The organism is Pseudomonas sp. MWU12-2037 (assembly GCF_023242345.1).
GTDB classification, from domain to species: Bacteria; Pseudomonadota; Gammaproteobacteria; order Pseudomonadales; family Pseudomonadaceae; genus Aquipseudomonas; species Aquipseudomonas gingeri_D.
Genome location: NZ_JALLIZ010000012.1, coordinates 54809 through 67891 on the forward strand (window position 1 = coordinate 54809; position 13083 = coordinate 67891).

Sequence of the window (13083 nt, forward strand, 5' to 3'; positions counted from 1 at the left end):
CATGTCTGACGCACTGTGGGCCGCCCGGCTGGGCGATGGACTGTCCCATACCTCGATGATGGCCGATATTCTCGGCGGCGTGCTGGAGGTGGCGGCCAATGTGGCAATCACCGCACTGGCGACGGCAGCGGTGGTTGCCGCGACCGGGATCACCGTTGCGACCGGCGGGCTGGGCGCCTGTGTCCTCGGCGCGGTGGTCGGGGTCATTGTCGGCGTGGCGATGAGCAAGACCGGCGCCGACAAGGGCCTGAGCAAGATGTGCGAGGACATCGGCAACGGCCTCTTTCCGCCCATGGTGCAGGCGACGATTCTCAGCGGCTCCACCGACACCCTGATCAACTCGATTCCAGCCGCCCGCGCCGCCGGTGCGGTGCCGTCCCATGTCGCGCCGGCGGGGACGCCCGAGAGCGAAGACGCCGCTCCCGCCGAGGGTGACAAGGCCGAGGAACCGGGCTTCCTCGATATGGCCAAGGGCTTTTTCGCGCAGATGTGGCGGCCCACGGTGGCGACACCGGCACCAGGTGCGGTGCCCAAACCGCTGGACCTGGTGACCTGCATGAAGCATCCGCCGATGCCGCCGCAGTTTCTTGCCGAAGGTTCGGAAAAGGTCAGCATCAACGGGCAACCCGCCGTGCGCAGTGGCGATCGCAGCACCTGCGATGCCACCGTGGTTTCGGCTGGGCTGATCTCGCCCAATGTCACCATCGGCGGCGGTTCGGTGGTGGTGCGTGAGATCCGTAGCGGCAAGACACCCGGCGTGGGATTGGCGATTACCGCGCTGATGATGCTCAAGGGCAGCAAGGGCAAATTCCTCTGCAACCTGCCGTGTATGTTGCTGGCCGGGGTCAACTCCTTCGTCACCAGCCAGGCCATCGGTGCGCTGACCAACGCTATCGCGGGTTCGCCGAATCCGGTGCATGCCGCGACGGGCGCCAAGGTGCTGGGCAGCGAGGACGAGCTGGACTTTGTCCTGCCCGGCATCCTGCCCATCGACTGGCAGCGTTTCTACAACAGTCGTGATGAGCGTCGCGACACATTGCTCGGTACAGGCTGGAGCCTGCCCTATGAAGTCGGCGTGCGTATCGAGGTGCATCCCGAAGGCGGCGAGCGGCTGATCTATACCGATGAACAGGCGCGACGTATCGATATGGGCTCGATTCCGTTGGGCGGCGCGGTGTTCAGTCCGGGGGACGGCCTCGCGGTGCGGCGCAACGGTAATGGACAACTGCTGATCGAAAGCGATGACGGCTTGTATCGTCTGTTCGAACCGACCCTGGCCGATCCTTCGACTCTGCGCCTGAGCCAACTGGGCGACCGCAATGACAACCGGATCTATCTCGATTACGACGAGTCGGGGCGGCTGGTTCGACTGCGCGATACCCTCGATCTGGTGCAAGTGGAACTGATCTACAGTGCCCAGTGGCCTCGGCGTGTCAGCCAGATTGAACGCCTGTTCCCTGATCAGCAACGCGAAGTGCTGGTCAGCTACGACTACGACAGCAGCGGCGATCTGGCCGAAGTGCGCGACAACCTTGGTCAAGTGCAACGGCGCTTTGCCTACGATAACGGACGGCGGATGGCCGAACATCAGTTGCCCACCGGGCTGCGCTGTTTCTATCAGTGGGCGCAAGTCGAGAATCTTGAGTGGAGAGTGGTTCGGCACTGGACCGATGACGGCGACGAATATCTATTCGACTACGACCTGAGCAAGGGCATCACCCGTGTCACCGACGGCTTGAAGCGTGTGAGCATCCGTCGCTGGAACCCGCAGCACCAGATCACCGAATACAGCGACAACCTCGGCCACACCTGGCACTTCGAGTGGAACGACGAACGCCAGTTGCTCGGCGCCACCGATCCCCAGGGCGGGCGGCATCAGTTCAGCTACGACGAAGCGGGCAATCTCAGCGCCAGCGTCGATCCGCTGGGGCGCAGCGAGTCGACCTTGTGGCTGGAACACTGGTCGTTGCCGCTGGTGGAAACCGACGCGGCGGGCAACAGCTGGCAATACCGCTATGACCCGCGTGGCAACTGCACCCACGAGACCGATCCGCTGGGGCAAGTCACCCAATACCGTTTCGATGCCCAGGGTCAGGTGGTCGAGATCATCGACGCCACCGGTAAAAGCAAAACCTTGCAGTGGAACGACCTGGGGCAGTTGATTCGCCATGTCGACTGCTCGGGTTCGCCGACCACCTTCAGCTACGACCGGCGCGGTCATCTGCAGGTGGTCACCGATGCCCTCGGTGAACGCGTGACCTATCAGCACGATGCCCAGGGTCGTCTGTTGCAGAGCCAGTTGCCGGACGGTCGCGTCGAACAGTACCTGCGCGACGGCAGCGGCCAGCTCACCGGTTATGTCGACCCGGCCGGGCACAGCACCGGTTATCAGTACGACCGTCGCGGCCAGGTACGCCAACGCATCGATGCCCATGGCCGGCAGGTGCAGTTCGGCTATGACGCCTATGGGCGTTTGCAAGCGCTGACCAACGAGAATGGCGAGAGTTATCGCTTTGCCTGGGATGCTGGCGACCGCCTGATCGAACAACGCGATCTCGACGGCAGCGCCCGCTGTTATGCCTATGACGTGCTGGATAACGCGACTCGCGTCGAATACGTTCCGGCAGCGTTCGGCAATGGACTGGCGCTGGTACCGACGCAGCCGGTGGCCCCCATCGTCCACCAGTTGGAACGTGATGCGGTAGGTCGGCTGATCGCCAAGCTCACCGATGATGGGCGTACCGAGTACGCCTACAACCCGCAGGACCAACTCATCGCCATCACCTTTACCGACAACGACGGTAATGAACAAAAGCTCGGCTTTGCTTATGACGCCCTGGGCCAGTTGCAGGAAGAACAGAGCGCGGCGGGTAGCTTACGGCATCACTACGATGAGCTGGGCAATCTGATCCAGACGCAGCTGCCGGATGGGCGTTGGCTCAACCGGCTGTATTACGGCAGCGGACATCTGCACCAGATCAATCTGGACGGCCGGGTTATCAGCGATTTCGAGCGTGATCGCCTGCACCGCGAGGTGTTGCGCACCCAGGGCCAGCTCAGCACCCGCAGCGAATACGACCGTGTTGGACGCCTGCGCTCACGCTTGCGCCGCCCTTCCAGCCAGCCATCAGCCTTGCCGGCGCCAGCGCAGAAGCATTTCGACTACGACCCCAGCGACAACCTGATCGGCCGCCTCAACCGCCAGCCACGGGGCGATCAACGCCAATTACTGCATTACGACGCCACGGGCCGGATCATCGCCAGCCAGGACAGCGTGCAGGGCCAAGGCGAAACCTTCGCCTACGACGCCGCTGCCAACCTGCTGGACGGACCGTCAGCCAGTGCCGGACTGGTGGTGCACAACAGACTGCTGACCTATCAGGACAAGCGTTATCGCTACGATGGGTTTGGGCGAATGATCGAGAAGCGCAGCGGCAGTCATCGGGTGCAGCGCTTTGCCTACGACGCGGAACACCGGCTGATCGAGGTGCGCAATCAGGACGGTGCGCGGGAAACCGTCGTGCGCATGACCTACGATCCGCTGGGGCGGCGTATCGGCAAGACCGAGCACGACAACAACGGCTATCCACTGGGCGAAACGCGTTTCACCTGGGATGGTTTGCGCTTGTTGCAGGAGCATCGCAATAGCCAGACCAGCCTGTATCTGTATGCCGACGACGGTTATGAACCGCTGGCTCGGGTCGATGGCAGCGGGGAATTGCAGAAGGTCCGCTATTACCACAACGACCTCAATGGCCTACCCGAGCAACTGACCGAAACGGATGGAGCCACGGTGTGGCAGGCGCGGTATCGGGTCTGGGGCAACACCCTTGAGGAGATACGCGAGCCGTACTACATCGAGGAACAGAACCTCCGGTTCCAGGGTCAGTACCTGGACCGGGAGACCGGGCTGCACTACAACACGTTCAGGTTTTATGATCCGGATGTGGGGCGGTTTACCACGCCGGATCCGATTGGGTTGATGGGTGGGTTCAATCTTTACCAGTACGCACCGAATCCGTCGGGATGGGTGGATCCGTGGGGATGGGAAGTCTGTCGCCTGAGTTCGGCACAAAAGAAAGCAATGGGCCCTGCACCAAAAGGAATGGTCAAACCCCATTACCATCACATCGTCCGAGAGAAAGCCCCCCGCACCTGGAAAGCACAAAATCAGCAGTACATCACCGGCGCGCAAAAAATATTGGCAAAACACAAAATCGGGCTGAACGATGACCCGAGAAACTTCACATGGGCACAGAATGGTGGGGGCAACCACTCTGTTGCGAGTGCGAAAAAAGTTTTCGAGATTCTTCAGAAGGCTGACAGCGGCGGAACCGCAAGCATTGAGAGCGCACTGAAAAGAATGGGCATGCAAATGACGGGAGGGACATTCTAAATGGATGACTCGGAAAAGATTTATGAAAACAATATAGCGGTCATATCCGAGCTGCATGCCGCCATAGAGGCAGGCAAAACATCTGCGGTCAAAGCGACACTGGAACAGCATCCAGACCTGCTTGGTCTCCCCTTGTATGGGCTACCGGGACACGAAACCCTGCTGCATTTGGCGGCAGAAAGCGGCCAGACAGACATCTGTGAGTTATTGGTCACCATGGGTATCGCCCTGGATACCCCTGCCGCCAGCTCAGGCGATACCACACCGCTATCTGGTGCGGCACGCAACGGCCATTTGGAAGCATGCAAATGGTTGCTCGATGCGGGAGCGAGAATCGACGGTTGGCCGACAAGTGTCACAACACCTCTCATAGAGGCTGTTGTTTCCGAGCATCAGGCAGTGGTCGAATTTCTGGTCAAGCGGGGCGCCGATATCAACCGGCTCCACAGCAGGCTCAATACCACGCCTCTGGACATCGCCAATAGCTGGGATCTTCCAGACATTGCATCGATCCTGAAAGATAACGGCGCCGTGAGCGTGATGGACGTTATCCGCGAGCCTGAGAGCGAATATGGTGGCGCCATTGTCAGTTTTGTTCACAACACCGCCGGCTGGGTTCTGCCCGCTCAAGTAAGCCCCGTAACGGCTATAAAAAACGTTGATCTGCGTATCAGCTGCATCGACGGAAAAAATAAATTCAAGCTGTTGTTTACTGTCGGACTGTTCAACCAGTCCCCCAGGACAGAGCTTTTTTTCTGTTTGCCCGGGGATTGGCCGTTGACCCGCTCTGGCTTCAACACCGACAGCACGTGGGCATTTCCTACTCAAATGTTGTCTCGACTGGCAAATGAAACGCTTGAAAACGGCTCATTGAAAGAAGGGCAGCTCATTCGGCGAACCGACCCCGCCTATTCGGACCTAGGGTGGCCAGCAGAGATTGATGCATTGGTCACTGTTGATAAAGTTTGGAACAAAGACTCCTCGAACGAACCAATACCCGATGAGGACAAAGTCATGCTGTACGTGCTGGCGCCGTTGAAATTCACCAAAAAAGGGGCACCTGATGAGGCTGCGCTCGCCGCATTGGCAGACAGCAGGCGCGCAGCAAGCTGGGCTAAGCTAGCCATTCCAGCCGCCATTACTGAATGATATTTTTAGTAACTATAAGATCAGTATGCGACCGAGACTCTGAAAGATATTGCGTTTTTATGCAGTCTAGCCGTTGAACTCCGTCGCGTACTTATTTCTGAAAACCCACAAATTTACCAATCCGACACCATGCTCTCCCACCCGTTGCTAGCAAATGAAGCATCCCACCAAAAAACCTCATATTTCCCACGCACTTCGGCGCATGAGGGATATCGCCCGCACCGCCAGTAATAAGCTACAGTTTTCCTGTCGCTGAAAACTCAGCGATACGGGGTTCGCAGCCCGATTGTGAATAGGCACACTGCGTCGCGAAAGCGGCTGCTTAAGGAGCCTAACAATGACAAATAACATTACCCCCAATCTGCCTCTCACTCGCAAAGCACCTAGCGCGGTCGAAAAGGCGGTATATCTACGTAAAACCTCTGACGTCCCTTCCGGCAAGGCTGAGTTGGATCCGGCAAACACGCCAGGATTGCTCAGTACCCTCGCCTTCACTTCCTCCAAACCCGTCATCCCCGAAGATCCCTGCAAGCCCACGCTGTTTTCCATCCAACCAAGCATCAACGCCCAGGATGCGCTGACCTACGTGTCGCGACTGCTCGAAACGGCTGAACTCAATGGCGGCGAAATCAGCCTGCATACCAACCCCGTCGAACGGGCGCTGTTCTAGGGCATGCTGCATTCGGTGGAAGTCGCTCGGGCGGTGGTGGATGCGTTGCTGGAAGGTTCGTCCTCACCTAATCCTGCATCGCCTTCATAAATTTCCCAGGCGGTAAGCAGAGCCTTATCCGCACCCTCTGAAAATCCCGGTAACGATCAGCCTGTCGTTTTTAGGCGCGTTATCGGGATAACGCATCGCTCAAACTAAACAACACCCTGCATAAAAAATTCAGCAGGGACCTTAAAAAAATCGGAAAGCTTTTTTACCTGTGCAACGGTCATCTTTCTTTTATCGTTCAAAATCTCAGAAATCGCACTTTGAGTTGCAATGGCAGAAAGATCCTTTTGCTTAATCCCTCTTTCATCCATCAGAAATGCCAATGCTTGCGACTGAGAAGAATAAGGGATCAGAACCGTTTCGGTCTCATATTCATACACACGATCAGCCACCAACTCCGCAAAGCGCGCAGCCGCATGATCCTCACTGTCCGCATGTGAGTAAAGCTCATCAATCAACGCCATTCGATCTTTAAGATCGCTGTCATCCTTGATTTTCTCACGGCATGCGGATAGCAACCGAGCCAAGGTCGCTACTTGATCGTTCAGACCTTCAAGCATGGGGGAAATATTGGCTATGAAAATATCAAAGTCTGTTGGACCGACCTTATTACGTTTCATTTCGTCACCTGCTATTGCATTTTGCAAGACTGTAGAAACCCGTCCTGAATCTTGTTTACTTAACTTCACTCTGCCACCACTTGTCATAGCTGGCATGCGGCAAAATATCTTTTATGAAAATGCTGCCATTTTTCGTATTAATCCAAGAAATAATTCGACACTCATTCTTCTTGATATCAAAGATATAGATATCCAAGGGGCCCTTTTTACTGCTGACCTTGAGCTTGGAATGAGGAATTCGGTCGACATTCCACCCTGATACAGTTGCCCAGACCTCTCGAAATTGCTCAAAGGACTCGTAGCGCAAGCCTGGCCGATCAAATGTCGTGAGCCAAAGACTCAAAGGGACTCGCCACTGGCTGTAAGTGTTCATCGCTTGTGTCACCGCTGCTTTTGCTATCACTCGCATGGTTGTTGACCTTCAGCATAGGCGAAAATATCTCAAATCCAGATATTTGTCAAAGTTCAAGCCCTCATCCTAAGTGATCGAAACCCCGTGCGGCCCCAACGGAAAAACAATGAAACGCTCTGGTGCAGAGTGCTACTACCAGACCAGTCGTCGCTCACCCGCCCCTTCAAAAGCACCATCCCCAGCGTGGTCTATCCTTGAGTCGTCACTAGAGCCGGACCTCGACACAGGAGACAGCGAATGGATGCACGAGAAAGAGCGTTGATGCGGGCCAGCGTGGCCTTGGGGCTGCTGATCAGCACCCTGAAGAAGCACGATCTGGAAGCCCCCCTTTCCCTGGACGATCCACATTTCAAGGAGCTGATCACTCACCTGCGGGACAACTTGCTGGAGGCGCAGGCGGACGAGAGCGTTTCCAGTGTCATGGTCTCGATCAACAAGGCCTTCACCGATGGCGTGCGGCTCAATGCCCGCAGCGTGGGTAGCTTGTTGACGGCGCTGAAGAAGGTCGATGGGCTGCTCATCGAGGCCGGCGAGAGGCACGCTCCGTTGCAGCTGCTTCAGGTGAACGCGGGCTGAAATACAACCCTTGTAGGAGCCGGCTTGCCGGCGATGAGGCCCGCAAGCCTCGCGCCGTCTATCCGGACGTCATCGCCGGCAAGCCGGCTCCCACAAAAGCGGGTGCGGCGTTTGTGAGAGCGTGCACCCGCTATTTGCTCGACAACTGTGATCCACCCCCGCAATCGCAGTAGGAATAATTTCCCACCAACATCAGATCATTCATACTCCGCACCGCTCTTGACCTGATGATGGACCACCTGTCTTGATGACCTTTCATGTCTGACCCGCTCTGGGCTGCCCGCCTGGGCGACGCGTTGTCCCATACCTCGATGATGGCCGATATTCTCGGCGGTGTGCTCGAGGTCGCGGCCAACGTCGCCATCGGCGCACTGGCCACCGCAGCCGTGGTTGCCGCCACCGGGATCACCGTCGCCACCGGCGGGCTCGGGGCCTGTGTGCTCGGAGCCGTGGTCGGGGTCATTGTCGGCGTGGCGATGAGCAAGACCGGCGCCGACAAGGGCCTGAGCAAGATGTGCGAGGGCATCGGCAACGCGCTCTTTCCGCCCACGGTGCAGGCCACCATCCTCACCGGCTCCACCGACACCCTGATCAACTCGATTCCCGCCGCCCGCGCCGCCGGTGCGGTGCCGTCCCATGTCGAAGCGGCCGGTACACCGGACAGCGAGGAACCCGCCCCTGAAGCCAGCTACCTGGATATCGCCAAGGGCTTCTTTGCCCAGATGTGGCGACCCACGGTGGCGACGCCCGCCCCCGGCGCCGTGCCCAAGCCGCTGGACCTGGTGACCTGCATGAAGCATCCGCCGATGCCGCCGCAGTTTCTCGCCGAAGGCTCGAAAAAGGTCAGCATCAACGGTCAGCCCGCCGTGCGCAGTGGCGACCGCAGCACCTGTGACGCCACCGTCGTTTCGTCCGGGCTGATCTCACCCAATGTCACCATCGGCGGCGGCTCGGTGGTGGTACGCGAAATCCGCAGTGGCAAGACACCCGGCATCGGCCTGGCGATCACCGCGCTGATGATGCTCAAGGGCAGCAAGGGCAAATTTCTCAGCAACCTGCCGTGCATGTTGCTGGCCGGGGTCAACTCCTTCGTCACCAGCCAGGCCATCGGCGCGCTGACCAATGCCATCGTCGGTTCGCCCAACCCGGTACACGCCGCCACCGGGGCCAAGGTGCTGGGCGGCCTCGACGACCTGGATTTCGCCCTGCCAGGGCTACTGCCCCTGGAGTGGCAACGCTTCTACAACAGCCATGACGAACGTCGCAACGGGCTGTTCGGGGCGGGTTGGAGCGTGCCTTATGAGGTTTGCGTCGAGATTACGGCTCACCCCGAAGGCGGCGAGCGACTGATCTATATCGACGAACAGGCCCGCCGCCTCGACATGGGCTCGATCGCACCGGGCAGCGCGGTGTTCAGTCCCGGTGAAGGCCTGAGCGTCCGGCGCCATGGCAACGGCCAGTTGCTGATCGAGAGCGACGAGGGACTTTACCGACTGTTCGATCCAGCCCCAGGCGAACCTGGCCGTCTGCGCCTGAGCCAATTGGGCGACCGTAACGACAACCGAATCTATCTCGACTACGACGAGTCGGGGCGGTTGATTCGGCTGCGCGACACTTTCGATCTGGTGCAAGTGGAACCGATCTACAGCTCCCAGCGGCCACGCCGAATCAGCCGGATCGAACGCGTCTATCCCGACCAGTCCCGCGAAGTGCTGGTGCACTACGACTACGACGTACAAGGTGATCTGGCACACGTTCGCGATATCACCGGGCAGGTGCAGCGAAGCTTCGCCTACAACGCCGAGCGACGTCTGATCGAACATCGACTCCCCGTCGGCTTGCGCTGTTTCTACCAGTGGGCCAGGGTTCAGGAGCGGGAATGGCGAGTCATCCGGCACTGGACCGACGATGGCGACGATTACCACTTCGACTACGACCTGGACGCTGGTATCACCCGTGTCACCGATGGCCTGGGGCGGGTCGGTACCCGGTATTGGAATCCGCAACACCAGATTACCCGCTACACCGACGCCCTGGGCCACACCTGGTCCTTCGAGTGGAACGATGAACGCCAGTTGCTCGGCGCGACCGACCCCGGGGGCGGGCAATACCAGTTCAGCTACGACGAAGCCGGCAACCTCAGTGAAACCGTCGACCCACTGGGTCGCAGCGAATCGACCGTGTGGCTGGAACACTGGGCACTGCCGCGAGTGGAAACCGATAGCGCCGGCAACAGTTGGCACTACCACTACGATCCGCGTGGAAATTGCACAAGGGAAGTTGACCCGCTGGGGCAGGTCACGCGCTATCGCCACGATGCCCACGGTCAGACGGTAGAAATCATCGACCCCGCCGGCAAGAGCAAAAAGCTACGCTGGAACAATTTCGGCCAGGTGGTCGAGCACATCGACTGCACAGGCCACCCCACGCGGTTGAACTATGACGCTCGCGGCTTGCTCAGCAGCGTCACCGACGCTCTCGGTGAACGCACGGAGTATCGGTACGATGCCCTGGGCCGCTTGCTTGGCAGCCAGTGGCCGGACGGGCGTGCCGATCAGTATCGGCGCAATGCTGGCGGGCAGGTCAGCAGCTATACCGATCCCGAGGGGCAAACCACGCACTACCGTCATGATCGACGCGGCCAGGTACGCCAGCGGATCGACGCCCAGGGACGGCAAGTGGAGTTCAGCTACGACCACTACGGCCGTTTGCTGGCCCTGACCAACGAGAACGGTGAGCGCTACCAATTTGCCTGGGATTCCAACAATCGCCTGACCGAGCAACGGGACCTGGACGGCAGCGCTCGTCGCTTCGATTACGATGCACTGAACCAGGTCAGCGTCGTGCAGCTCATCCCGGCACCAGTACCGCCACGCTCCATGGAGCCTGTGGTGCACCGGCTCGAGCGTGACGCCTGTGGGCGCCTGATCGCCAAGGTCACCGACGACGGGCGCACCGAATACAGCTATGACCCACTGGACCAACTGACCGCCGTCACCTTTACCGATAACGACGGCAACGCGCAAACACTCGGTTTCGCCTATGACGCCCTCGGCCAATTGCTGGAAGAACGGAGTTCGGCGGGCAGCCTGCAGCATCATTACGACGAGCTGGGCAATCTGATCCAGACGCAGCTACCCGATGGCCGCTGGCTCAATCGGTTGTATTACGGCAGCGGTCACCTGCACCAGATCAACCTCGACGGGCAGGTCATCAGCGACTTCGAGCGCGACAGCCTGCACCGCGAAGTGCTGCGTACCCAGGGCCAGATCAACACCCGCAGCGAGTACGACCGCAGCGGACGCCTGCGCTCACGGTCGCGCCGTTCAGTCGGCCAACCCATGCAGCTGCCGGCAGCGGTGCAGCAGCATTTCGACTATGACCCCAGCGACAACCTGATCAGCCGTCGCGACCGACAGCCAAGCAGCGAACACCGTCAGTTGCTGCATTACGATGCCACCGGCCGGATCGTTGCCAGCCAGGACAACGTCCAGGGCCTGCGCGAAACGTTCACCTACGACGCCGCCGCCAACCTGCTCGACAGTCCGCCAGCCGGTATCGGGCGGGTCGAGCACAACCTCCTGTTGGCCTACCAGGACAAGCGCTATCGCTACGATGCCTTCGGGCGGATGATCGAAAAACGCAGCGCCGGACGTCGGCTACAACGCTTTGCCTATGACGCCGAGAGCCGTTTGATCGAAGTACGGAGCCAGGAGGGCACGCGGGAAACCGTGGTCCGCATGCACTACGATCCATTGGGACGGCGTATTGCCAAGACCGAGCATGATCACAACGGTTATCTGCTCGGCGAAACCCGTTTCACCTGGGATGGCCTGCGCCTGCTCCAGGAGCAGAAGAACAACCAGCGCAGCCTCTACCTCTATGCGGATGACAGCTACGAGCCGCTGGCCCGGGTGGATGGCCATGGCGCGCACCAACAGGTGCGTTACTACCAGAACGATCCAAGCGGCTTGCCGCAGCAACTGACCGAAGCCGATGGCAGCACGCTGTGGCAAGCGCGCTACCGGGTCTGGGGTGCCACTGTCGAAGAAGTCCGCGAGCCCTCTTACATCGAGGAGCAGAACCTGCGCTTCCAGGGCCAGTACCTGGACCGTGAAACCGGGTTGCACTACAACACCTTTCGCTTCTACGACCCGGATATAGGACGCTTCACCACACCGGATCCCATGGGCCTGGCCGGTGGCCTCAATGCCTACCAGTATGCCCCCAACCCGCAAGGCTGGAGCGACCCGCTGGGTCTGATGAAATGCGGTACACCGCCGCCCGGCCGGAAGGTCAAACGCACCGTGTATCGTTTCGAGGAACCCAGCCGGGTCAGCACCACCTGGACGGCCCACAAGTGGAACGTCGCCGCAACCCACCGCTATACCAACGCCGGACTGGGCGGCGTCTACGGGGCCAACTCGCGCAAGACCGCCATGGCGGAAGTTACCCACTGGAAAGTCGACCTGTCGACACGAATACTGGTGAGCAAGAAAGTCCAACTCGACAATGTACTGGACCTGACCAACGCCAAGGTCCGCAATCAGTTGGGCGTGTCACTCAAAGACATTACCGGCTCCAAATACGACGTGACCCATCAGGTGGGCAGTTGGGCCAAGGCCAACGGCTATGATGGAATACTCGCCCCTTCTGCCCGAAATCCCACCGGGTCCAACCTTATTGCCTTCGACGGGTTCTAATCATGGAACAATTGGAAAACGATTATCCCGGCGATGCCAGCTGGCAAGCGCTGGTCACCCTCTACGAGGAGGACTATCTCGATGAGCAGGCACGGCAGCTGGCCTCCGCCATGGACGGACATCTGGACATGGCCGTAATTCTCTATGGCAAGAGAGGGCTCAAGGAAAGCTTGTGGTGGCTCGAGCAACCTGTCCCGGCACTGGATAACCTGACGCCCACACAATGCCTGGGCGACCCGATCCTGATTCGGCGCCTGCGCACGGCGCTGATGCGCATGCCCTGAATCGCTGGTGGACGATATTCAGGAACAACGGAACGGCTCTCGACCTGCCGGGCCATGGCGCAATACGGTGACTTTTCCCACGCAGAGGAGCGCCAGCTGGAAGTGGTGGTCGAGGCGACAACCGCTTGCTTGGCAGCACTGCCGAGCCCCTGAGACCACCATCGCCGCGATGCGACATCCCGACAAGCCAGCACACAAAGGCTGGGCACGACGATATTCTGATGG

Annotated in this window: 8 protein-coding genes; 6 read left to right on the top strand and 2 right to left on the bottom strand. The window is 59.5% G+C overall.

The features are described from left to right. Window position 1 precedes the first annotated feature (1 nt). From M5B42_RS21270 to M5B42_RS21280, 3 genes are all read left to right on the top strand, one after another. Window positions 2-4396 carry an RHS repeat-associated core domain-containing protein gene (locus M5B42_RS21270; RefSeq protein WP_248746911.1) on the top strand — a complete coding sequence of 1465 codons (4395 nt, stop codon included), beginning with the start codon at window positions 2-4 and terminating at the stop codon, window positions 4394-4396. Then, window positions 4397-5545, top strand: coding sequence for an ankyrin repeat domain-containing protein (locus M5B42_RS21275; RefSeq protein WP_248746912.1), 1149 nt, complete (start codon window positions 4397-4399; stop codon window positions 5543-5545). It begins immediately after the preceding gene. Window positions 5546-5882: 337 nt separating this feature from the next. Further along, a complete protein-coding gene (locus M5B42_RS21280) occupies window positions 5883-6215 on the top strand; it encodes a hypothetical protein (RefSeq protein ID WP_348648023.1) in 333 nt (110 codons plus the stop codon). 194 nt (window positions 6216-6409) lie between these two features. Here M5B42_RS21280 and M5B42_RS21285 read toward each other — a convergent pair whose 3' ends face one another. Both M5B42_RS21285 and M5B42_RS21290 read right to left on the bottom strand, forming a co-directional pair. Then, window positions 6410-6883, bottom strand: coding sequence for a helix-turn-helix domain-containing protein (locus M5B42_RS21285; protein ID WP_248746913.1), 474 nt, complete (start codon window positions 6881-6883; stop codon window positions 6410-6412). A 55-nt stretch (window positions 6884-6938) separates the two neighbouring features. Beyond that, complete coding sequence (locus tag M5B42_RS21290; RefSeq protein ID WP_100939806.1) at window positions 6939-7292, bottom strand: type II toxin-antitoxin system HigB family toxin; 354 nt, start codon at window positions 7290-7292, stop codon at window positions 6939-6941. 240 nt (window positions 7293-7532) lie between these two features. Between M5B42_RS21290 and M5B42_RS21295 the strand changes: the two genes are divergently transcribed. The 3 genes from M5B42_RS21295 to M5B42_RS21305 all read left to right on the top strand — a co-directional run bounded on the left by M5B42_RS21295 (window position 7533) and on the right by M5B42_RS21305 (window position 12858). Further along, window positions 7533-7871: a hypothetical protein gene (locus M5B42_RS21295; RefSeq protein WP_247263079.1), complete on the top strand. Its 339-nt coding sequence runs from the start codon at window positions 7533-7535 to the stop codon at window positions 7869-7871. Window positions 7872-8128: 257 nt separating this feature from the next. After that, window positions 8129-12574 (top strand): RHS repeat-associated core domain-containing protein, encoded by a 4446-nt coding sequence (locus M5B42_RS21300; protein ID WP_248746914.1) that lies wholly within the window; start codon window positions 8129-8131, stop codon window positions 12572-12574. 2 nt (window positions 12575-12576) lie between these two features. Then, the gene (locus M5B42_RS21305) at window positions 12577-12858 is read left to right on the top strand and encodes a hypothetical protein (protein ID WP_177104153.1); all 282 of its coding nucleotides are present in this window, start codon (window positions 12577-12579) and stop codon (window positions 12856-12858) included. The last annotated feature ends 225 nt before the right edge of the window (window positions 12859-13083 follow it).